Genomic DNA, 23,433 nt, shown 5'->3' with positions numbered 1-23,433 from the left:
AGGGTTCAGATAAAACCGATTGGGTTAATGCCTGCCCTGTGGGAGCTGGCTTGCCAGCGATGGCGATCTCTCGGACGCCATCGCTGGCAAGCCAGCTCCCACAGGGTTTTATGGTGTCGTTTAGAACGATGACTGGATCTTGATCCCGCCAATCAGCGCGTCATCGACCTCGTTCACGCCACCGGGGTGGCGGATGTATTGCAGGTTCGGGCGCACGGTCAGCCAGTTGGTGACGTGCACGCCGTAATAGAGTTCGGCGCTGTATTCGGTGTCTTGCGGCGGCAGGAAGGCCGGGTCGTCGTAGTCGAAAACCGCGTGGGCCTGATTAGTCGCCTCGGCGTTTTTGCGATAGGCCGGGTTGACGTGCACGCGGGCCATGGCGAAGCCGATATCGTCTTTGGCGCGGGCATCAAACAGGCCTTTGTAAACGACGCCAGCCTGGACATAGTTGTCGATGGCGTTGGTTTTCTTGTCGTGCATCGTGCCGTTGGCAAACACGCTCAAACCGCGACTGTTATCGCTGGCGACGCTGGTGATTTGCTGCTGAATCCCCAGCCACACACCGTGTTTGCTCGACGCACTGCGATAGGCCTCGCCACTCAGGGCAGCGGGTTGGCCGTTGCTGTCCTTGTAGGCATCGGTGGCGTTGGCGTTGCTGTAGTAGTAACCGGCACGGTACTCGCCCGGCAGGCCATTGAGCTTGGGCGTCCACACCAGTTCCACCGGCAAAATCGCACCTTGCGTACCGCTGCCGCTGAGCTTGAAGCCGTTGTCGCGATCAAGGTTCGACGGGTTCTGTTCATACACGCCGACCTGCGCGTACAGCTCTGGCGTCAGGTGATACTTGACCCGCATCGCCCACTGGCTGACCGGCCAGTTGTACCAGATGCCACCCACCCAGTTGCCGACCTGGGAGCCGCAGAACGCCAGGTTCTGGAAGTCGCAAGGGAAACTGTTGAAGTCTTCGCCTTCGCCGAAGCGGCCGACCTTGATGTCGAGTTTCTGATCGAAGAATTTCTGCTGATACCACATCTGCGTCAGGCGCCAGGTCTGGCCACGGCCCCAGACTTCCTGGGCCGAAGTGAAGCCGCCGACACGCGGGTCATTGATGCGGTCGTTGCTGATGTTGTTGCCGCTGCGTTCGGTGACGGTCAGCTGAAATTCGGCATCGTTCCAGCCGAGGATTTTCTGCAAGTCCAGATGTGTGCCGAGGGCAAACTGATCGCTGTAGCGCGCGGTGCGGTCGTGATCGTAACCACCGTGCAGATTGCTGCCCATTTCGCCGGTGTAATCGACTTTGAAATCGTAGCCTTTTTCCGCAAGTTCTGTGCGAGTGCCGTTCCAGTCGCCGAGCATCCATGGGGAGTCGCTGTCGAAGGCCGGGGCGGCGTGGGCGCAGGTGGCAAGGCTCAGCGCGGCATAGCCGCCAAGGACTTTCAGGGCTTTTCGGCAGGCGATCGACATAGAGACAGCGCTGTCTTGCAAAAATGGTAAATCAGGCATAGAAGGAAATTCTTGATCTTTTTCTGGGGGATGAACGTGAGCAGCAGGCGTGAACCGGGTTGGCAGAAGCGTTTCAGCTGAATCGGGCTCAAGGATAATGTTCTGTTACAAATAGAGAAAGGACTTTTCCTGACATGCATCCTTTCAGTTTCTGTAACAGTGACAAAAGATCGCAGCCTTCGGCAGCGCCTACATTGAAATGCGTATTCCTGCAGGAGCTGCCGAAGGCTGCGATCTTTTCTGTTTCACCTACATTTAATCGAGAGCACACAGATCGCTTCCCCCCAACGAAGCCCTCGGCTAAGGTGCGCGGCTTCCCAACCCTCTTCGTTCAAAGGCCCGGCATGACCGAACAGAACACTGACCCGCTGCACGGCGTAACGCTGGAGCAAATCCTCAACGCCCTGGTTGAACACTACGAATGGTCGGGGCTGGCCGAGCGCATCGATATCCGTTGCTTCAAGAGTGATCCGAGCATCAAGTCGAGCCTGACGTTTTTGCGTAAAACGCCTTGGGCGCGGGAGAAGGTCGAACGCCTTTATGTGAAGCTGATGCGCACCAAGCGTCCGCTCTGAACATGCTCAATCCATCGACGTCAGCAGCTGCTACGCGGCGTCGTTTTGTTGCCGTGGCGGCTGTTCTCGGCTGGGCTGGATTGAGCATTCAGCTGTACTTGATTTTCTATTCGCGCTGGACGCTGGAAGCCAGTCTGATCGGCGGGCTGGTGAGCTTCTTCAGCTACTTCACGGTGCTGAGCAATACCCTCGTGGCGACGGTGCTGACCTGTGAACTGACGTCCCGCGAGTCGGCGACGCGACGCTGGTTTTTGCAACCGTGGGTCAGCAGCGGCATTGCCGTGAGCATTGCGATAGTCGGCCTGGCCTACAACTTGTTGTTGCGCCATTTGTGGCATCCCGAAGGCTGGCAATGGCTGGCCGATGAGCTGCTGCATGACGTCATGCCGCTGCTGTTTCTGGGCTATTGGTGGTGCTGCGTGCCGAAGGGTACTTTGCGATGGCGGCACATCGGGTTGTGGGTGATTTATCCGCTGGTGTACTTCGCCTATTCGCTGCTGCGCGGACATTTGCTGGCGGCGTATCCGTATCCATTCATTGATGTGGATAAGCTGGGTTATCCACAGGTGTTTATCAATGCCGGGGGATTGTTGGCGGGGTTTGTACTGATTTCATTGGTGTTGATCGGGTTGGATCGGTGGCGTGCCCGAATCTGAACGTTGATGAGCGCTTCTGTGGCGAGGGAGCTTGCTCCCGCTGCGCTGCTCAGCAGTGCTAAAACCTGCGACCGGGTTGTGTCTGGATAACTTCGGTTGCTGATTTTGCGACTGCTTTGCAGTCGAGCGGGAGCAAGCTCCCTCGCCACAGGTGCGGTGGTTACTCCTCGTCGGTGTCGTCCAGCCGCCAGTAGCCCACAGCTTTGACGAACTGCTCATCCAGCCCATGCTCATCGAGCAACACCCGGCGAATCTGCCGCGACACTTTGCTCTCGGTCGCGACCCAGGCATACAGATTGCCGGCAGGCACTTGCACCTGCTTCACAGTGTTCAGCAAATGATCCTTGCCACCCTCGCGCAGCACCCAGATCACATTGACCTCGGCCGCGCTCTCCAGCACCTGCTGCTCCTTGCCGTTCTCCACTTCGATAATCACCAATGCACGGCGATTGGCCGCCAGGCCTTCGAGTCGCCGGGCGATAGCGGGCAGGGCGGTTTCGTCGCCGATCAGCAGGTAGCTGTCGAACATGTCCGGCGCGATCATCGAGCCCCGTGGCCCACCGATGTGCAGGAACTGTCCTGGCTTGGCCTGTTCCGCCCAGGTCGAGGCAGGGCCGTCGCCGTGCAACACGAAATCGATGTCCAGCTCCAGAGCATCGAGGTCGTAGCGGCGTGGCGTGTAATCGCGCATGGCCGGCTTCGGGCCGTCGTCCTTGCCGGCGCCGAGCTTCATGGTTTCCATCGCCGCTTGTTCCGCCGCGTTCTGCGGGAACATCAGCTTGACGTGGTCGTCGGTGCCGAGGCTGACGAAACCTGCCAGCTCTGGCCCGCCCAAGGTAATTCGGCGCATGCGCGGGGTCAGGTCGACGACCCGCAACACTTGCAGACGACGGCGTTTGATTTCGTGCATGACACGGTGAATGGATTGCGTGATCACTTCAGTCATTCGGCTTTCTCCTGGGCAGCTTGAACGGCGGGGCCGTCGACGATGGCTTTGGCGGTGTCGTTGAGCAGGGCGGCGACGCGCTGGATTTCTTCGGCGCTCCAGCGGCCGTGGTGCAGTTGCAGGGCATGACGCAGGTTATGCACCGCTTCGTGAATTTCCGGCGGCCGATCATGGCCACGCAGTGAGCGTTTGCTCACATCGATGCGCACCCGCACGCCTTCAAGGGCGACGGCTTGTTCGGTCAGCGACTGGCGCCCGGCGTCGGTCACGCTGTAGCGCTTTTTCCCGCCTTCGGCATCGCCCTGAATCATTTCGCTTTCTTCGAGAAAGGTCAGGGTCGGGTAGATCACGCCGGGACTCGGGCTGTAGGCGCCGTCGAACATGCCTTCGATCTGGCGGATCAAGTCATAGCCGTGGCAGGGCTGTTCCGCGATCAACGCCAGCAACAGCAGTTTCAGGTCGCCGGGGGCGAATACCCGTGGACCGCGACCACCGCGTTCGCGGCCGGGGCGTTTCTCGAAGCCGTCGCGACCGTCGCTGTGTTCGCGGTGGGGGGAATGATGGTCTCTCATTTTTCCTTCTCTCTGTCGTGTTTAGATACAACTTAAGATATATCTTATGGTGAAGGCAAGACCACCCGACCAGCGGACGTCCCCAGGCGCCCCCCCAAAAAAACACGTCAGATCGAAAAAAAAGTGATTTTTAATGCGGGTTAAAAGTGCGAAATTAGTGTTAACTCTCTAATGTTGTGTTTTCGTCCATTGATTGCTGAACATGTAGTATTGGTCTTACAGAAGTCACTTCGTTAGTATCTGCTTCTCATTGCTTATTGCGTGCGGTTTGTAGTCTGTCTCTTACAGTCAAACATTGATTTTGATCTTTTTTCACGTTTTTTCTTTCCGGGGCGATAGCACTTTGGCTACGCGCTTGCAGGAACTTGCCTGCTTACTTTCCAGATAAATTGGTCGATCATCTTCCGGCGTTGAAAGTTCAGCTGAGTAAATAACTGCTCGTGACTGTTTTTACTCATCAGGAACTTTCAACTCTTCGACCATTTAAAAAAACAGGTACTGAAAGATGTTCAAGAAAATCGCGTTCGCTGCACCTTTGGCTGTTCTGGCACTGAGCTCCTCGATGGCGTTTGCTGTGGAAGAATCGCGCACTTCCATCAATATCAGCGCCACCATTCCCAAGCAAGGTATTTCACGCCCAGCCACGGGATCCAAACTTTGGTAAAGACGAAAAGATGGCTTATGTTTTGGGGGCTGGTACCTTGACTCCTTTGCGTGCTACCTACGATGTTCAGCACACCAATGGCTCGGTTGGCGCTTACGTAGAGGGAGGTCCGCAGCCGTTGTCCAATGGCAATAGCACTATTCCACTAACCTACACTTTTAATGGGAAAACTCTCTCGGGTATCTCACAGGAAGTGGTCGGTGATACCGAGTCGAACGGCGGCATGCAGGCGGACCTGGTGATCGCAGCAGCCAAACCGGCTGACGGTCAGAACGGTCTGTTTACCGCCACGCCAGTGGTTATATTTGACGCAATTCCTAGAATTACTCAGTAATACTGGTTATTAATTAAGGTTAATCCTTTTTTGATAATAGCTTCCGGTCGGCAGGAGGGGATCCTGTCGATCGGGGTCTTGTGTATTTATATCTAGAGTATTTTTTTCATGTTCACGATGACTCCCATCGCGACGGCACTTGCATTTTTTTTCTGTGTGTCGTCTTTGGCCGTGGCGGCGGATGGTCGCTATACACCTCGAAGTTTATTGGCGCAGGCTGAAGGTTTGCCGGGTGAATTTGAAGCGCACTTTTTTGATGTGCCATTGGCGGTGCGGATGGAACTTGACCAACAGTTTTTAGGTGAAGCATTGGTGGTATTAACCCGCGACGATCGCATCACCCTTGTTGATTTTTCTGATGTCAGCGACAGCACGATCAAAGCCAGCGACCGGGATACTTGGTCAAATTATCTGAAACAGGGTGTAGCACTCGGCGGCTGTCAGTCTAAATGCCCTGAACAACTACTGGCCGTGCACTACAGCCTTGAAAACTCTTCGGTCTCGATCATCACGGAAAACGCTGAACGTGATGACCAGGCGCAGCTTTACTATGCGCTGCCTGAAGGTGGCAGCACTGGGCTGATAGTGCGTAACCAGTTGAATCTCAACGGTGGCCAGAACCAGGACCTTGGTGGGCGCTATGGTCTTGAGGCCAGCAGCAGTTTGGGTAACTGGACTCAAGCAATCAATATTCAGTTGTCTCGCTTGGGTGGCATAGATAACACGCTCTATCACTCAGTGAATGAGTTTTACACTCAGCGCGAACTGGAGGGCAGCTTCCTTCGCCTCGGTCTTTTCACACCCTCGTCCGAAGGGTTGACTCGTCAGCCGCGGGCTTTCGGTACCAGTCCAGACACTGCGATAGGCGCCATGTACGGCAGCTCCGACAGTCTGGCCATCAATAATCCGAAACCGGCGGTCTATCCGATCTACGTTACAGCCAATCGCCAAGGCTCAGTGGAGATCTATCGCGATGGCTTGTTGATTAATACCCAGGCAATGCCGGCAGGATTGCAGACCCTCGATACCCGGCAGTTGCCAGGAGGGATCTATGAAGTAGAGGTACGCCTGATCGAAGATGGTCAGATCACCTCCAGCACCCAGGAACTGGTCTATAAGCCCAGCAATTGGCGCAATCACGACGAGCGTTGGCGCTACAACCTGTTTGCCGGCCGTGAATCCAAGGTACTCAGCAACTGGGATGAACAGGACGATGGCGACATGACCGCCGGCGCGGCGTTCAATTACCTATTGCATCCACGGGTCATACTCGGCTTGAGCGGGCGGCAGGTACGAGACACCTTACAATACGGTACCTCGATTGATTGGACGATCGTCAACAATGCCAGCCTGTTTGCCAACGTTTATCAAACTGAAGACTACGGCACCGGTCTCGACATACAGGGGCTTTATTCCTACGGCAGCGGCAGCATCGTCGCCAGCCATAACCGCAGCTGGCTCGACACAACCCGCCTCTATGACACCCTGCCCGATGGTACGCGAGTGCGGCAGCGTAATGTCTTTGTCGGTCAAACAAGTAACTCTTCGCTGTCGTTCAATCATCGGCTGACCAGCAAAAGCTCGATCAATGCCAGGGTTTCCCACAGCGAAGGCAACGCCGAAGGTACGGGAATTGACCTTGGCTGGACCCAGCGAACCCAACTGTTTGGCAGCGACGCTAACTGGCGATTGGCACTGTTTGACCGGCCAGGGAGTTTCAGTTCGGGTGACGACAGAAATCGAGGCATCGACCTCAGCGTCAACATTGCCTTGGGCGGTCCGGGCGAACAGATATCCGGCAGCATCGGCACCCGTACAGCCCGTGATGGTGGACGGGATAACAATGCGTCAATTACCTATCGCAAAGACCTTCAGAGCCACTTGCTGCAAAGTGTCTCTGCTACAGCGATTACAGATACCTTCGGCGTTGGTTTGAATGCCATGGCAACAATGCAATCGGAAGTGGTGAACGGCGACGGTTTTGTTCAGCGTTCTTCTTACAACAACGATCTCACCGGCGGTCTCAACCTGGAAAGTACGGTAGCCGTCGGCGCGCGCAGGATGGTCATGACCAGTCAATACCACCGTAATGGTGCCGGCATGATCATCGATGTGGAATCGGATATCGATGGCATCGTCCTGCGCGCCGATGACTTGAGTGGCGGCGACGCGGTACTGCGTCCGGGGCGTAACTTCGTGCCCATCACCGCTTACAAAAGCAGTTCGGTGAGCTTCGATTTCGAAGGCAATCATGTGCCTGCCGCGACCATACAGCCGCCTCGTTACAGCTATCACTTGAATAAGGGCGGTGTGGAGTACCGCAAGATCACCGTCAGCAAAACCGTCACAGTGCTCGGTCGGTTGCTCGACCCCGAGGGCAAGCCGCTCAAGGGGCATCACATCATCAACCACGCTAGTCGTGGCGTGAGTGAAGTCGATGGTTTTTTCTCCATGGAGATGAACGCCGGTTCACCCACCCTGGAGGTTCGTTCCGGCAATCAATTGCTCTGCCAGTTCCGCCTCGACCCGAACAATACCCGTCGGGAAAACGATGTCCTGATGATTGGCGATTTGCGCTGTTCGCCGGATACGTTGGCGGATGCGGCTAGCAATGTTGAGACGGCTGGTTGAGGGAAGATTCAGAAATTTACACGGACGATGTCACGGCGATCTGGCATCCGGAATTTTGAATCTTGTTCATTTTGTCCGATTCGTCTGTTTTAAAAAAATGAGGTGGTACGTAATGAAACGCCTGTTGGCACTGTTTGGTTTTTCTCTGTTTTCCCAAGTTACTTTGGCCGGGCCGCAAATCAATGTTGGTGTTGTTTACGATTATCTGGATGGCAATAAAAGTTCTTATTTGAAACGCTTATTCAACGGCGGTGAGAGCACGGCGTTCGTAAAGATCAATATTCTCGAAATTATCTATGACACCGATGGCACGACCCGGGAGGTTCCGTTGGAGAGCCAGTCCGATGGCACTTCCCGCAATGGCCTGATGGCCAGCCCGGCACGATTGATCGTGCCTGCCAATGGCATGCAGGGTTCGCGTTTGCTGTTCATGGGCGAACGGGAGAAAGAACGTTACTTCCGTGTGCGTTATGTGCCCGTAGTGCCAGAGAAGGAAGATGAGTTTGCCGTGTCAGCCGAAGAGCGTGAAGATTACAAAAAGAACCTGTCGGCCGGAGTCAACGTGCTTGCCGGTTATGGCACGGTGTTTTTCGTGCGCCCGAAAGAGACTCGTTTCGACAGTGTGGTCGAGAACGACGCCAGCCAATACCGGATCCGCAACAACGGCAACAGTGTGGTAGTGGTCGATGAGTTTAAGGACTGTTCGCTGAAGCACGAACAGGAGTGCCAACCGACCACTAAACATCACATCTTGGCTGGTCGTACTTTCAAGTTCGATAAGCAGATTGGCCGTGAATACCGTTTTACCTTGGTTGAAGGTTCAAAAATCACGAAGCTGGACGTAAAGGGTTAGTCCTGGGTGGAAGTTGTATTTAGACTTTTCATTTTATCTATTGCGTGCAGCGCCTTAGTAGGTGACACCATGTTTAAATCATCAATGGCCGGAATTTCGATGATGTTGCTGACGTTGGCAAGCGTCTGTGCACATGCCGTCGTAGAGCGTGCGATATTTGAAGTCAGAGTTACCATCCCGACGGCGGACTTTTATGTATTGCCGACCGATCCGGACTGGATTGGACGAGAGCAGAAATTGAACTGGGATTTGACTGCGCAGGAACTAAGCCCGCTGCGCAAACACTTCGATGTCAAGAATAGTAATGGCGGTATCACGGCACGATTGAATGAAGAGCCATATTTGAGCAATGGCAGAGCTGTAGACAATATTGCTTTGGATGTTCAGTTCAACCGGATAAAGCTCAGGGTAAATGATGCATCCGTCATTTCGGAAATAGATGGCAAAACCGGTAAACGCGTGGAACTGGTGATTTCTGCAGTCAAGCCAAATGACGGTTATAAGCCTGGTGAGTACTACGGTAGCGTACATATGATTTTTGAGGCGGTGGTTCCCTGATCCCATTTAGTGGGTGTTTTCGTTGTTTGTAATTTTAGGTTGAACAATGATGAAACTGTTTTTTTCGTCCAGAGCGATTGCAACGTTTTCCCTCGCGGGAAGTATATTATTGGGGGGGTATGCCCCATCCTCCAAAGCGGTAGTTCAGGAAATTCGGGCGGAGTTTGTGCCTGATCCGGCGAATCCGATGCTCAACAGGTTTATTAATACGACACCGGAAAGTGGTGTGTGTGTTAGTTGGATTACTGCTCGATGCAGGAGTCTAGGTATTTTCAGTCTGAGGATACCCGAACTACGATTCAATTCGTCGCAACCTATTCTTGGTGATCATGCTGACCCCAGAAAGGGCGCAACTTTTAGTGTTCCCTCCAGTTGGCGGAGTTTGGAGGTCTTCCACAGTCGCACAGGCGAGAGTGAGACTGTTCAGATGCGAATCGCAGGAATTGGTGGTGGCTGGAATATTGCGAGACCTCCGGGAGTCAGCGCATGGGCTCGACCAGGTGTCGGTTGGTTTAGTCAGTGGAAGAACGCTCCGGCCCCGTGTACAGGTGTGAACGTGGGGGTTGCCGGTGTCGCTTGGTCGCCCTTTTTCTGGCTGGTACCCGAAGGTGCGGGGGCTTGTGGTAGAACACCTTCGGTCGACATTCCTTGGTTTAATTACAGTGCGGTTGAATATGTCTACGAACTGAGGACGCCCAATCCCCTGAGGATGTCATCAGGAGAATACAAAGGTTCACTGACCTACACCGCAGGTCCGGGAATGGACTTCGATATGGGCGATGTTCTGATCCCCAACGACAACTCCATTACGCTCAATTTCACCCTGGATGTCATGCATGCGCTAAAAGTCGACATCCCGCCGGGGGGGAATCGCATTGAGCTCGTGCCTCAGGGCGGTTGGCAGGCATGGCTGAGTCAAGGGCGCAGGCCGGTGCGGCTGTACCGGGACCAGACGTTCAATGTCTCGGCTTCTTCGCGGTTCAAGATGCAGCTCGAATGTCAGCATTCTGCCGGCAATAGCTGTGCGTTACGCGACGCTGCCTCCGCTGATCTTGTTCCCTTAAATATAAGCGTGACGCTGCCCAACGGCCTGACGGATGGGACAGGGCAGCCAGTTCATCGTCGTCCTCTCCGCCTCGATGGCAGTGGTACCGAGTTGTTTCAACCCGGCTTTTATGTCGAACGCAAGCCTGGAATCATGCACTTTGAAGTGGCTAAGGAACACGTCGAACAGATGTTACGTGACGGTGTTTCAAAAACCTATTCGGGGGATGTCACGGTGATTTGGGATTCGGAAGTAGGTTGAAGGACTACCCCTGAAGTTCCTATCGAGCATTCAGGGGTAGTGCTGTGTGTCGCGCAGTTACAGGCTAGCTTTTTTCAGTGCCTCACTGGTCAGTCTTCGCGACAATTCTCTTTCGTCATACCCAAGATCGTTGAGCAGTCTGTCGTGAAATTCATCACTCATTGGTTCTTCTGTAAAGATCACAGTCTCCGGAATCGGCAAATCGTTCATCAGTTCTTTGAGCCTGTTTTTAAGGTCGGTGCGTTGAGCCTCCGTTAATTGGGTCGAGTTGGTCCACTCGTGCTGAGTGGTTCGCAACGTCTCAAGTCGTTCGAATTTACGCAAGTAAAGTGTTTTGTTTTCTTCGAACTGCGAAAGGTATGTTTCACGGAGAAAATGCTCCCAGAAGTTGAGTTCAAGCATTTTGTTAACCAGACCATCGCCATTTTCCCTCGACAAAACCGTCTCGTATGCATCGTCGATCATGGCATCGGTAACACCGGAGACTGGCCTGTAAAGCATGCCCTCGGATTGCCATGGCAGACTCAAGCGTTTTGCTAAACCAGTCTGATAAGCCAAGTAAACCTCAACTTCGTCCGGGTTGCCTTCTCGGCTACTCATGTCAGCCCTAGCGATATCATTGACCAGTTCCAAGCGTGCCGAACCTTTGGTCAGCGTTACCAATTTAATTTCGAGCTGCGCAGGATCGGTGGCACTGGAATATGCCTCGAAGGCGAGTACTTCGATACCCATGTTGTTGAACAATTGCGCACCAGCATCGGCACATCTCACTGGATCCGCCGCCATAGCGAAAAGTTTTTCTCTGAGGCGAGTATCGATACTGGCAGCATCAAGTATGCGCCAGAGGCGCTCTAATAGATTTGTCCGTGCTTCGCCACCAGCCCGATAGTCGGCGAAGCCCGGTGCTCCATTTATGAATGACATAAAAGGCTCAGAGTTGGGTTCGAGTTTCAATTCCTCCCAACGTTTAATCCGTTCGGAGTCCAATCCTTGCACAATGCCCCATATTAATGTTCCGGATGTAGCGTCGGTTGGAAGCGGCCCGCCAATTTCATTGGGAAGGCCGACTCGCTGACGGATTTCATTGAGAATAAATCGATTAATAGTCGATAAGTTTTCGATATCGAGGCGTGCTCGACCTATTGTCAATGCTTCAGAAGGACTAAGACGCATAGTCGGCACCCTATCGATTGAGTTGCCCCGCATATCCAAAACAAAATTCTGAGGTCTGTCTACGGCTAAAATTCCTATGGGCCAACTAGTGATTCTGGTATTTCTAAGACCTAGGAACTTTAGTCTAGGCATGGCCGCAATATCGGGCGGTATGGTCAGTGGGTTGTCGTCTAATTCAATTACTTCCAGATAGGTCAGGCTACTCAGTCTCCTAATACTTCTGTTGTTCAAGGTAATCGAGTTTGAATTCAACCGGAGGTGCTCTAGACGATGCATCTTTTCGATGTCGGTGGGCAGGTAACTCAGCTCACAACGGTTGGCGTTAAGTTCCCGCAGATTTGGAAAATCGCGCAATACCCCGGCTTCGGGTGAAAATCTTGTGTTATCGAGTTTAAGAGTCGTCACCTTGTTGAGATGTTTTCTTAACGTCCTCTGGTTTGGCCACCAAGTTTCCAAGTTTATAGGCAAAAACTCTCTTGAGAGATCAAGCGAGTAGGATGATGGATCCGTGCGGCTTCCGAATTCTGTGTTTTTTCGCTCGAAACAGTCACTTAGGCGTTTGATGATGTGACTTCCTCCACCGCCTTGGAATCCATTGCTATCCGAAACTGGGGTAAAGGGTTGTTGCCGCTCCCACTCGTCCAGCAACCCCCGTAACTCAACCAGATCCTTTTCATGTTCCTCCATAGCCTTGAGTGGCTCATCTCTAGCGCTCAAAGCATCAGCAAATGAATCAACCTCGGCCTCGCTGAAGTGAGGATGAAGATCCTGAATGCGCTCGTGCAGTGTTTTTCCTTCCTTGCTGAGTCCGCCTCCACGAACCAATAACATCGTTTCATGCTCGGCAACCGCGCGAACAGGTGGCGTGGCAAGCACTGTTCGACGCTCACTGGGTGGAGCTGACTTGGCAATCACCCATTGCCTGAACCACTCGCCATTCCCCGGCCTGTAGCCCAGCGCATTTCGTCCGTTCCTTTGCGTGGCATGGATCAGGGCTTCGAAAAAACCATCCGGCTCATGAATCGGCTGATCCATACCATCACGCACCTCATATTTCCCTGTATCGTCCCGAATCAATACCCGCACCTGCGTCGCATCTTCGGGTCCGGCGCTGCAACGCAGTTCGCCATCGAATGCACCCTGACGGATTTCCAGGCGCAGGTTGCCGAAGGTGTCGGTGTTGATACGCAATGCGCCCAAGGTCAGGCGCTCGGTGTCGATGTTGCTCAAGGCATCGTTGTACAGACCTTGGGCCGCACGGACTGATTGCACCTCGAACTGAAGCTCTCGCGCCTGGGTTTTGAGACGTAAGGGGAGGCGAAGTTTTCGCGAAATATATTGATGCTCCGAGGGTGTTGCGCCAGCCATGATGTTTTCCATAACTCGGGCAGGGAGTTCAGGGAAATCGCTGAACAGTAAGGTGATTTCCGGGGACAGCGCGACCGGGGTGATTTCCGCTGTGCCGAGACGTTGCAGGGTGTCGGTCAGCAGCACCGGAGGAGGGGTATTCTCGACATGCACCCGGCGCAATTCGGCGTCTTGGGTGCCACTGATCTGACGAACCTGTTCGAGCTGTCGGTCGCTGAAACCATCGGTGGTGTGGCCGATGCGCCTCATCAATGTCGAGCCTTCCCACTCCCGCGGGTTTTCCGTTTCGCTGACCCAGGCGCCCTGGCCGTTGTGTCGCAGGCTCGGCGCATAGGCATCGGCACGCTGTGGATGCTGGATGCGGTACTGCCCGGTGGCGGCGTCTTCTGTCACTTTGAAATGCTGGTTTTCCAGTCGCAGAATGGGTTGGCCCTGATGCTGGTAAATACCGAGTTCGTTGGGCCTGGCGTCGGCTGGCAGGGTAAGGCCCGGCTGTTGGTACGGCGTCAGGTCGGGGTTCCACAAATGTGTTCTGCCATCGGCCAATTGCACCGGTATCAAGCCTTCGAAAAATGGCGGCAGCTTCGCTACTGCGGCGCTGCCCAGCGAAGCGCCCGCCGCGAAAATGCCCAACTGCACGATACTTTCCAGCACGCCGATCGCCTGTGCGCCCGCTTCGAGCAAATGGCCTTCGGCAAGGTCGACAATCCCCTCGACCACCTCGTCGGTCACTTGATACGCGGTATACGCCAGCATCAACACACCCAGTTCGGGCACGAACGGAATCGCCACCAGCAAGGCAATATTGAAGATGTCCGAGAGCATTTTTTCCAGGTTGTCCCACCAGGCCCAACGGGCCATGCGGTCGGCGTATTCGGTGGAAATGGCTATTTCCCGAGCGTCGTTGAGAATCTTGTTGAGTTTTTGCTGGTAGAGGTAGAGCCACAGGTCACCGGTAAAGCGGGTCTCACGGTCGTCCTGAATCCTCGATACACGGAATTGCAGGTTGGGGTTATCCACAGGTGTTTCGCGCCAGCTCGGCAAGTCGGTGCCCGGTGGTACCGGTTGCCATTTCACCTGGGTAAGACGGTCATTGAGCCGCGCAAAAAAATAGCCTCGTTGTTGATGGGGCACGAATTGGCTGAAGTACCGTTGATACGAAGCGTCGGGTTGGTTGTCGCGCAGTTGGCGAGTCAGCTCGGCCATGAGCTCCAGTGACGACGGGTACTGCTTGAGTGGGTGCTCCGGGTCATGGGGAACGTAGGCAATCACCGGGAGGGGGCGAGTGGCGGTGGTGAAGTCTGCGCTGATCAGGACAATGCCCGTCAGGGTCGTGTCCATCATTGCCAGGTTGTAATAGCTGACGACCTGACCGTTCCAGCGTACTTGGACGCGATCTTCGAGCATCCCCTGAACGGCATCGAAAGCATGCTGGTCGATGTCTTTTTTTTGCAGGGCCATATGCGCTGAAACACGTAGTGCCTGCTTCTGGCTTTCAACAACCTTGATGCGCAGGTAATTACTGGCCACGGGATTTTGCGAAAGCAAAAACTTTTTCAGGTGCTGCTGATAGCGAGCCCCGATGTCCAGTTCACGGCACAACGACTTGAACTGATTGATGCTGATTTTGTGCTTGAGATGTTTCACGTCGAAGTGCCCGCGGAAATCGGGGCGGGTGATGAACCCGGAGTCAGCCGTGAATGCTTCGTTATGTGAAAAGTTATGCAACGCGGCATCGAGCAAGGAAACCGTTCGGCTCTGCGTCCCCTTGGCGAAATCATGCACCCACCACGAGGTTTTGACCGGCATGTACAGTCGCAACCAGGTGTCTTCGACGTCATCGTCGACACCGTATTGGTCTTTCAGCGCCTGTTGCAGCAATGGCTTGGCGAAGGTGTAGACATCCTGCAATTCGCTCAACGCCTTATCGACGTCGTTCTGCGCGGTCCAGGCCAGTTGCATCTGGTTTTTCAGTTGTTGATGGGTGCTCGGTGAAGCGCTGCGGTGCCAGTCGGGCAACGTCAGCGGGACGCTTTTCAACGCTTTGACCCGTGACGGCGAGGCGGTCAGCAGCCAGGAAGGGATGGCCTTTTTGACCAACTCATAATGAACACTTTTATCGGCAGACTGCTCTGGCCGATGAAGCGTCAGGGGAGGATTGGGCATGGTTCGATCGTCCATTGATCAAGAGTGGAGCACCCAGACTAGGGACGCGCCTTGCCCAAAAAAAGCTCAAAAATGTGTTTGAAAGGCAGCGTGTTTCGCCTCGAACCTCGCAAAATTCGAAGGTGAAAAATACATAGTTACCGCCACTCTCCATTAACGTTCAGCAGCCGCCAAAGTAGGTTGGCACATCGTGTGAGTACCCGGTTGCAGGTACGGCGTCAGAATCGGCGCCATGCCCTTGAGCACCTGCACCGGCAGCGCCGAGGTGAAGGTGAAATTCTCGGCCGAGCGACCCGGCACGAAAGCGGTCAGGGTGCCGAAATGGTTATCGCCGATGTAGAACACGAACGTCGCCGTGCGGTTGAGCGACTTGGAGCTCAGAATCCGTCCGCCGGAACCGACGGCTTCGATGCGGTTGTCGCCCGTACCGGTCTTGCCGCCCATGGCCAGCGGGGTGCCGTCCGGCAGTTTGAAGCTGCCGGCCACGCGCTTGGCGGTCCCGGCATCCACGACTTGTGACAGGGCTTCGCGCATCGCGGTAGCCACTTCGGAAGGCATCACCCGTTTACCGGCATCCGGGTCATTGTTCAACTTGGTTTCATAAGGCGTATTCGCCGCAAAATGCAAACTGTCGATGCGCAAGGTCGGCATCCGCACACCATCGTTGAGGATGGTCCCGATCAATTCGGCCAATGCCGCCGGGCGGTCGCCGGAGCTGCCAATGGCGGTCGCCAGCGATGGCACCAAATGGTCGAACGGATAGCCGACTTTCTGCCAGCGCTGGTGAATATCGAGGAACGCTTCGATTTCCAGGATGGTGCGAATACGGCTATCACGGGCGCCCTTGTGACGACTTTTGAACAGCCAGCTGTAAACCTCCTGGCGCTCGAACTGACTGGCCTTGACGATATCCTTGAACGTGGCGTCCGGATGCTTGAGCAGGTAACCCATCATCCACAGGTCCAGCGGGTGGACCTTGGCGATGAAGCCTTGGTCAGGCAGGTCGTATGCGCCGGGGCCGTAACTTTCGTAGAGCCGTTTCAGGCGTTCGTCCGTGAGTTTCTCGGTGAGTTTTTCGTTGGTCAGGTGCGAGCGCACGAACGTGTTGAAGCTCTCCTGACTGGCGTGCGGCAGCAGGTAACGGTGCACGGCGGCCATGCGGATCGGCGTCGGGCGCATGCTGTCGAGGAAGGTTTCAAGGCGCGCCTGGGTGTCCTTGTTCTTGTACTTTTTCCAGAACTTGAGCAGGAACGAAGTGCCTTCGCGATCGGCGAACGAGGCCAGGTATTCCTGACGCCTTGGGTCGCGGTCGTCCTTGAGCAGTTCAGAGCTGTTGTTGGGGCCGGAATAGGTGGTGTAGCGCACCAGGTCGCGCATCAGGCGGATGAACGGCAAGTTGATCGACTCACGCAGAGAGTCGCGCAAGGTGGGATTGCGACCGTTGTCTTCCTTGCGGAAGTTATGGAACGTGTGCAACCCGCCACCGGTGAAAAACGCTTCACCGGGGCTGGCCGAGTACTTGCGGTCCAGCGCAGCACCGAGCAGGGGCGGCAGGCTGCGGTCTTTGTTCTCGATCAAGTAATCGACGACCCAGCGGCTCAGGCGATCCTGTTCCGGCACCTCGAGTTTCTTCAGTTCCGGGATGCTCAGGGCGGCATATTTATCGTGAATCTCGGCAATGATCTGCAGGTAAGTGGTCAGCACGCGCATCTTCGCGGTGGAGCCCAGTTCCAGTTTGCTGCCTTCATTGATGTCGAACGGCTGGTCGGTGCTGTCGGTCTGCACCCGCACCCTCGAACCATCCGGGGTCAACTCGAACAAGGTAAAGCTGTAGCGCACCTGGGTGGTGCTGGTGGGGGTCAACAGGCGTTCGCCGAGCAGGCCGATTTCTGCGGCATAGGCCGGGTCGGCGAGTTTTTTCAGGTACGCCGTGGCCTGGGTTTGCAGGTCGCCTTGCAGGGTGCTGGTGGCCGAGAGATCGAGGCGGTCGAGGTCGTACAGCGGCCGATTGAGCAAACCGCCCAGGCGGCTGCGCGCGACGCTGATGCCTTTGTTGGTTTCGATCGGTTGAATGGTCGGTTGAGTGGCCCAGTCGCGGTACGTCACCTTGCTGGCCAACGCAGCGGCGGCGAACGGTGCATCGATCACGCCATTCTGCGCCAACAGGCGAATGTGGCTGTCGGTGAGTTCGGCCAATTCATCGCGGCCCTTGGTCAGGTAATGGGAAGGGCGGCGCTGAGCGATCATCAACGACAGCATCTCACGCAGGGCCAGGCCTTTGTCCGCAAGGCTTTTTGGATCCGTGGCGTCGCTCGCCAGCGTCGTGTTGGCCTGATTGAAATCGGCGCCGTACCACACGCGCAAACCTTCGGCCATGCCATGCACTTCACCGTGGCCGGGCACGGCCGACAGGGGCACGCTGTTGAGGTAGTCGCGCACCACGTTTTGCCGGGCCTTGAGTGTTTCCGGCCCGTCCTGATAGGCCCGCACGCTGGCGGAGATCATCTGGCGGATCTTTTCCCCGCCCGACACGGTCAAGCCATCGGGCGAGTGCCGGTACTTCTCAAGTTGCGTCGCCAGGGTACTGCCGCCCGCCGATTGGCCGGGCAGGTGCAGCAGTTTGGCGACTTGCGTATAGGCCGCCATGCCGAACCGCGGCCAGTCCACGGCAGGGTTGGCCAAGGGTTGGCGAGGGTCGAGCAAAAAGCGGTTTTCGATGAACAGCAAACTGCTGACCACCACCGGCGGAATCGCCTCGAAGCTGGCATAGAGCTGTTGCGGATATTTGAACTGGTACAACGGCGCCGCGCGGCAATCGGTGATCGACAACCCGGCCTGGATTTTCTCCGAGTAGGGCACGAAAAAGCCCTTGTCGGTGTAGCTCATCAGCGCCGGAGAAAAGCGGGTTTGTTCAGAAATCACGTAATCGCGCTTGATCAGCCGTGGCAGAAAGTCACCCAGCGAGCTGTAGCCCAGGCGCAGGTCGAACGGGCCGGCGCCAGGATAGCGAATCGAGTCGCTGGGACCGGAGTGCAGTTCATAGCTCAGGGTTTTGGCGAACTTGCTGGCTTCGCGGGCTTGAAACCTCGACGTGCGCATTTCCTTGGACGCCGCCAGCCCCACGACAATCGCAATGATCACCAGCAGCAACCAGAACGCCTTCCACCCGTGCTTCACGCGAGTGCGACGGGGTTTTTCAGGTGTAGGCGCTTCATCCACTCGTTCAGTCGGGACCACGGTTTTACTCGAATCGGTTTGCCATAAAGCGCCCATAGTCGACTGATCCATTCACGCAGATTGATCGGACTTGTCTGAAGCTTAGACGGTGGTTGGCGTTGGTGAAAAAATTGTGAGGATCCAAAAGGGTGATTTGGGGTATCGGTTTGTGTACATATCCATTTCTGCGGTAACGGCCGCTTAAAGATCGCAGCCTTCGGCAGCTCCTACAGTAAATCGTGCGCAAAGGGGAACATGCGTTCGCCCATCGAAACGGCATCCGAAACCACCGATTTAGAGCCATCGCAAGCAAAAATAAGACCTACGTCGGGGCATGACGACGCACCAATACCGTGCAATACTCGCCACCGCTTCAAAAGCGAAAAATCCTACAAAACCCAGACAATCCATCTCCGCGAGTAGCGGTTTTACCGGGATTTACGCCTGATTTTTGTGATTTATAGAGTGAAAAACTCTGACGCGAGCTTTTTATACTGCACGCCCCGCTGATCTTGCAGGTTTTACCCGGCAAGACGGTCCCGCCCACGAAGCAGGCCCGGTTTCGCGAAGCACTGGCTTATCGGTCGGCACTTCGACACTCGGTGGTCATATCCAATAACAAGACGAGGTTGTACCCCCATGTCCGTAGGCAATCATCTGCCCCACGGCGAAACCGCTCAGGGCGGTCCGCTCAAACGCGAACTCGGCGAACGGCATATTCGCTTGATGGCACTCGGTGCCTGTATCGGCGTCGGTCTGTTTCTCGGTTCGGCCAAGGCCATTGAAATGGCGGGGCCGGCGATCATGCTGTCCTACATCATCGGCGGTCTGGCGATCCTGGTGATCATGCGCGCCCTCGGTGAAATGGCCGTGCACAACCCGGTGGCCGGCTCGTTCAGCCGTTATGCCCAAGACTACCTCGGCCCGCTGGCGGGCTTCCTGACCGGCTGGAACTACTGGTTCCTGTGGCTGGTGACCTGTGTCGCCGAAATCACCGCTGTGGCGGTGTATATGGGCGTCTGGTTCCCCGATGTGCCGCGCTGGATCTGGGCGCTGTCGGCATTGGTCAGCATGGGCACCATCAACCTGATCGCCGTGAAGGCGTTCGGTGAATTCGAATTCTGGTTCGCCCTGATCAAGATCGTCACCATCATCGCCATGGTGCTCGGCGGTGTCGGCATCATCGCTTTCGGTTTCGGCAACGACGGCGTGGCCTTGGGGATTTCCAATCTCTGGACCCATGGCGGCTTCATGCCCAACGGCGTGCAAGGCGTGTTGATGTCGCTGCAAATGGTCATGTTCGCCTACCTCGGTGTCGAGATGATCGGCCTGACCGCCGGTGAAGCGAAGAACCCGCAGAAGACCATTCCCGATGCGATCGGCTCGGTGTTCTGGCGGATTCTGTTGTTCTACGTGGGTGCGCTGTTCGTGATCCTGTCGATCTACCCGTGGAACGAAATCGGCACCCAGGGCAGCCCTTTCGTGATGACCTTTGAGCGTCTGGGTATCAAGACGGCCGCCGGTATCATCAACTTCGTGGTGATCACTGCGGCGCTTTCGTCCTGCAACGGCGGCATCTTCAGCACCGGGCGCATGCTCTACAGCCTGGCGCAGAATGGCCAGGCTCCGGCCGGTTTCGCCAAGACCTCGAGCAACGGCGTGCCGCGCCGCGCGTTGCTGTTGTCGATGGGCGCCTTGTTGCTGGGCGTGTTGCTCAACTACCTGGTGCCGGAAAAAGTCTTCGTCTGGGTGACCGCGATTGCCACTTTCGGCGCGATCTGGACCTGGGTGATGATCCTGCTGGCCCAACTCAAGTTCCGCAAAAGCCTGAGCGCCAGCGAACGTGCCGGCCTGAAATACCGCATGTGGCTGTACCCGGTCAGTTCGTATCTGGCGCTGGCGTTCCTGGTGCTGGTGGTCGGCCTGATGGCCTACTTCCCGGATACCCGCGTGGCGCTGTATGTCGGCCCGGCGTTCCTGGTTCTGCTGACGGTGTTGTTCTATGTGTTCAAGCTGCAACCGACCAATGTGACGCAGGGTGCGGTGCATTCGGCGTCGTAAGTCTTAACGCCTGAAACGAGAAAGCCCCGGTCCATTTGGCCGGGGCTTTTTCATGTGACCCTTGTGGCGAGCGAGCTTGCTCGCGCTGGACTGCGCAGCAGTCCCGTTTTTGGGGCCGCTTCGCGACCCAGCGGGAGCAAGCTCCCTCGCCACAAAAGCGCTCAGGCGGGCGCGACTTGAGGCGAACGATTCAAACGCTTGTTGAACTCCAGCCAAACTGCCAGCAACGCCATCACTCCAGCCCCCACCAACGCCGTAAACACCTGCATGGTGAACGCATCGTCGGTCAGCGCATTGATCATGTCCGCCAGTGGCGCCAGCAACACGCCGAGGCAGAAGATCTCCAGGGAAAAACGCCCCATGCGACAGCTTTGCTGCGCCAGCCAGTTTTGCGTCCAGCCGGTATCGGGCAGCAGTTTCGCGGTGACGTAGGCCAATGCCAGGAAGTGAATCAGGCGCACGGGCGAAAGGTCGGTTTTGCTGATCGGGTACAGCCATTCGCTCAGGCTGGCCGGCATCAGTGCGTCGTGGATGTGCGGCCAGCGCCACGCGACGGTAATCACCCCGGCAGCCACTACGTACAGCGCCGCACCGACAAACAATGGCTGGCGCATCAGTGGACGGGTTTCCGGCAATCGCGGCCGCTGACTGTGAATCGCCGCCGCACCACCGAGTATAAATAGCAGCTGCCAGGCCACGGGGTTGAAGTACCACACGCCGTCCTTGATCGCGGCCAGGTTCCAGCCAAACAACGGCACGGTCAGGTACAGCGCAAAGGACACCGCCACCACCGCCCAGGCCTTGCGCACCAGCATCGGCAACACCAGCGGCAAACCCGCCAGCAGCACGATGTACAGCGGCAACGGGTCCATCAGGTTCGGCTTGAAGCGCAGCAGCAGCTCATCGATCAAGGCCTGCTGTGGGTCGCTGATGAAATGGTGCATGCCCATTTCTTCCACCAGATCGCGGGTTTCCACGTGGCTGTTGGCGAAGAACACAATGCCCATCAGCATCGCCAGCAGGAAGATATGCACCACGTACAGCACCCAGGCGCGCCGGAGGATTTTCACGCAGGCGATCAGAAAGCCTTCTCGCGCAAGGATTTTGCCGTAGGCCAGCACGGCGGCATAACCGGCCAGGAACACGAAGATTTCGGCCGCATCGCTGAAGCCGAAGTTACGCAGGGTGATTTGACCCAGCGGGTTGTGGGGCACGTGATCCCAGAAAATGAAGATCAGTGCCAAGCCACGAAAAAAGTCGATCCGGTGATCGCGCGCTAACGTCATGACGGCAGGCTCGTAAACGGTTGTTGAACAAAGGAGTCGTCGACAGCGCAAAGAGTGGCGCGCCGCTCATCGGCGGCGCGCAGGGTGGCCCGATTCGCCGGCAATTGCAAAGTCGGGATATTACGGAATGTCTCCTCGCATTGTCGTCGCGTTTAACCGCTGGTCTGAAAGGCTGGTGAATCTGCGATTTCTGACAGTAGACAAGCTCAAATGCTTAGGGAAGAGGACGCGTTCTAACCCGGGAGCTTCAGCATGAGGCGGTTGTGGAAAGGGTTGTCCAGTTACACGGTGATCGGGGTCGCCAACACCCTTATTCACTGGCAGATTTTTTTCCTGCTGAGTGTGGCGGCGGGTTGGCGTCAGGCTGTCAGCAACCTGGCAGCCTTCTGCGTCGCAGCCTCGTTTTCCTTCTATATGAATGCGCTGTACACGTTTGACGGTAAGTTGTCGGTCGGCGGGTATTTGCTGTTCATGGCGGCGATGGGGGCGCTGAGTTATGGCGTCGGCTATCTGGGCGACGTATGGCGCCTGCATGGTTTGCTGACCGTTGCGCTGTTTTCGGCGTTGAGCCTGGTGCTCGGCTTTCTGTTTTCCAAATACGTGGTGTTTCGCGAGCGTGACGCATGAAAGTCTCGCTGATCGTTCCGGTGTTCAACGAAGAACAGGCGGTCGAGCTGTTTTATCGGGCTGTGCGACGTGAGTTGACGCTCGATGGCGTCGAATTCGAAATCGTCTTCATCAACGACGGCAGCACCGACCGCACGGCGGAACAAGTCACGGCGCTGGCGCAGGCAGACGAGCTGGTCACGCTGATCAATTTTTCGCGCAACTTCGGCAAGGAACCCGCGCTGTTCGCGGGCCTGGAATACGCCACTGGCGACGCTGTGATTCCGATGGATGTCGACCTGCAAGACCCGATCAACGTCATCCCCCTGTTGATCGAACAATGGCAAAAAGGCGCCGACGTGGTGTTGGCCAAGCGCCGCAACCGTAGTGCCGACGGTTATTTGAAACGCCACAGTGCGGCGCTGTTTTATCACCTGTTGAATCGAATTTCCTATACACGGATCGAGGAAAACGTCGGGGATTTTCGCCTGATGGATCGCAAGGTGGTGGATGTGATTCGCGCGTTGCCCGAGCATCAGTTGTTCATGAAAGGCGTGCTGTCGTGGGCCGGTTTCAACAGCGTGGTGGTGGAGTACGAACGGGCCAGGCGGGTCGCGGGGAGCAGCAAGTTCAACGGCTGGAAACTGTGGAACCTGGCGCTCGAAGGTGTGACTTCGTTCAGCACGGTGCCCCTGCGTTTATGGACGTACGTCGGCGGGTGTGTGTCGATCTTCGCCGTGTTGTATGCGGTGTACATGGTGCTGGACAAAGTCTTCTTTGGTAACAGCGTGCCCGGTTATCCGTCGTTGATGACCGCCATTCTGTTTCTCGGCGGCGTGCAACTGATCGGCATCGGCATCCTCGGCGAGTACATCGGGCGTATCTATATTGAAGCCAAGCACCGCCCGCGCTATGTGGTCAAAGACATCGTCGGCGGCAAAGCCCGGCACGAGCTTTAG

The 23,433-nt window shown here is 56.0% G+C and carries 15 protein-coding genes and 1 pseudogene; 10 read left to right on the top strand and 6 right to left on the bottom strand.

The window, feature by feature from the left end; translation table 11 throughout:
- Positions 1 to 120 precede the first annotated feature (120 nt).
- Positions 121 to 1,503 carry a carbohydrate porin gene (locus tag NL64_RS25215; RefSeq protein ID WP_034150794.1) on the bottom strand — a complete coding sequence of 461 codons (1,383 nt, stop codon included), beginning with the start codon at positions 1,501 to 1,503 and terminating at the stop codon, positions 121 to 123.
- Between the two features lie 344 nt (positions 1,504 to 1,847).
- Between NL64_RS25215 and NL64_RS25210 the strand changes: the two genes are divergently transcribed.
- Both NL64_RS25210 and NL64_RS25205 read left to right on the top strand, forming a co-directional pair.
- Positions 1,848 to 2,078, top strand: a complete 231-nt coding sequence (locus tag NL64_RS25210; protein ID WP_034150793.1) for a VF530 family DNA-binding protein — start codon at positions 1,848 to 1,850, stop codon at positions 2,076 to 2,078.
- A 2-nt stretch (positions 2,079 to 2,080) separates the two neighbouring features.
- Positions 2,081 to 2,734, top strand: a complete 654-nt coding sequence (locus NL64_RS25205) for a Pr6Pr family membrane protein (protein WP_034150792.1) — start codon at positions 2,081 to 2,083, stop codon at positions 2,732 to 2,734.
- Positions 2,735 to 2,894: 160 nt separating this feature from the next.
- On the opposite strand, the gene NL64_RS25200 is transcribed toward NL64_RS25205, so the two are convergent.
- Together NL64_RS25200 and NL64_RS25195 are read right to left on the bottom strand one after the other, a co-directional pair.
- Positions 2,895 to 3,680 (bottom strand): siderophore-interacting protein, encoded by a 786-nt coding sequence (locus NL64_RS25200; protein WP_034150791.1) that lies wholly within the window; start codon positions 3,678 to 3,680, stop codon positions 2,895 to 2,897.
- Entirely contained in the window at positions 3,677 to 4,252 is a 576-nt protein-coding gene (locus tag NL64_RS25195; RefSeq protein WP_034150790.1) for a PadR family transcriptional regulator, read from the bottom strand. Before NL64_RS25195 ends, NL64_RS25200 begins: the two co-directional genes overlap by 4 nt.
- Positions 4,253 to 4,757: 505 nt before the next feature.
- Here NL64_RS25195 and NL64_RS25190 point away from each other — a divergent pair.
- From NL64_RS25190 to NL64_RS31015, 5 genes and pseudogenes are all read left to right on the top strand, one after another.
- A pseudogene (locus tag NL64_RS25190) lies at positions 4,758 to 5,250 on the top strand (CS1 type fimbrial major subunit).
- A 108-nt stretch (positions 5,251 to 5,358) separates the two neighbouring features.
- The gene (locus tag NL64_RS25185) at positions 5,359 to 7,881 is read left to right on the top strand and encodes a TcfC E-set like domain-containing protein (RefSeq protein WP_034150789.1); all 2,523 of its coding nucleotides are present in this window, start codon (positions 5,359 to 5,361) and stop codon (positions 7,879 to 7,881) included.
- Positions 7,882 to 7,993: 112 nt separating this feature from the next.
- On the top strand, positions 7,994 to 8,734 hold the full coding sequence (locus NL64_RS25180; protein ID WP_034150788.1) for a pilus assembly protein: 741 nt from the start codon (positions 7,994 to 7,996) through the stop codon (positions 8,732 to 8,734).
- A gap of 69 nt (positions 8,735 to 8,803) precedes the next feature.
- A complete protein-coding gene (locus tag NL64_RS25175) occupies positions 8,804 to 9,292 on the top strand; it encodes a CS1 type fimbrial major subunit (RefSeq protein ID WP_034150787.1) in 489 nt (162 codons plus the stop codon).
- Positions 9,293 to 9,848: 556 nt separating this feature from the next.
- On the top strand, positions 9,849 to 10,598 hold the full coding sequence (locus NL64_RS31015) for a hypothetical protein (RefSeq protein ID WP_367379624.1): 750 nt from the start codon (positions 9,849 to 9,851) through the stop codon (positions 10,596 to 10,598).
- 57 nt (positions 10,599 to 10,655) lie between these two features.
- Here the strand turns inward: NL64_RS31015 and NL64_RS25165 are convergent, their stop codons facing one another.
- Both NL64_RS25165 and NL64_RS25160 read right to left on the bottom strand, forming a co-directional pair.
- Positions 10,656 to 15,305 (bottom strand): dermonecrotic toxin domain-containing protein, encoded by a 4,650-nt coding sequence (locus NL64_RS25165; protein ID WP_034150785.1) that lies wholly within the window; start codon positions 15,303 to 15,305, stop codon positions 10,656 to 10,658.
- Positions 15,306 to 15,458: 153 nt separating this feature from the next.
- Positions 15,459 to 18,578, bottom strand: a complete 3,120-nt coding sequence (locus NL64_RS25160; protein WP_034150784.1) for a transglycosylase domain-containing protein — start codon at positions 18,576 to 18,578, stop codon at positions 15,459 to 15,461.
- A gap of 582 nt (positions 18,579 to 19,160) precedes the next feature.
- Between NL64_RS25160 and NL64_RS25155 the strand changes: the two genes are divergently transcribed.
- Positions 19,161 to 20,582 (top strand): amino acid permease, encoded by a 1,422-nt coding sequence (locus NL64_RS25155; RefSeq protein ID WP_034150783.1) that lies wholly within the window; start codon positions 19,161 to 19,163, stop codon positions 20,580 to 20,582.
- Between the two features lie 161 nt (positions 20,583 to 20,743).
- Here the strand turns inward: NL64_RS25155 and NL64_RS25150 are convergent, their stop codons facing one another.
- Positions 20,744 to 21,868: an OpgC family protein gene (locus tag NL64_RS25150; RefSeq protein WP_034150782.1), complete on the bottom strand. Its 1,125-nt coding sequence runs from the start codon at positions 21,866 to 21,868 to the stop codon at positions 20,744 to 20,746.
- Between the two features lie 252 nt (positions 21,869 to 22,120).
- Here NL64_RS25150 and NL64_RS25145 point away from each other — a divergent pair, with 252 nt between their 5' ends.
- Both NL64_RS25145 and NL64_RS25140 read left to right on the top strand, forming a co-directional pair.
- A complete protein-coding gene (locus NL64_RS25145) occupies positions 22,121 to 22,495 on the top strand; it encodes a GtrA family protein (protein ID WP_034150781.1) in 375 nt (124 codons plus the stop codon).
- A complete protein-coding gene (locus tag NL64_RS25140; RefSeq protein ID WP_034150780.1) occupies positions 22,492 to 23,433 on the top strand; it encodes a glycosyltransferase family 2 protein in 942 nt (313 codons plus the stop codon). The genes NL64_RS25145 and NL64_RS25140 overlap by 4 nt, the downstream gene beginning before the upstream one ends.

This window comes from Pseudomonas fluorescens (genome assembly GCF_000802965.1).
In the GTDB taxonomy this organism is placed as follows: Bacteria; Pseudomonadota; Gammaproteobacteria; order Pseudomonadales; family Pseudomonadaceae; genus Aquipseudomonas; species Aquipseudomonas fluorescens_A.
This window is presented reverse-complemented; position numbering and strand designations above follow the sequence as displayed.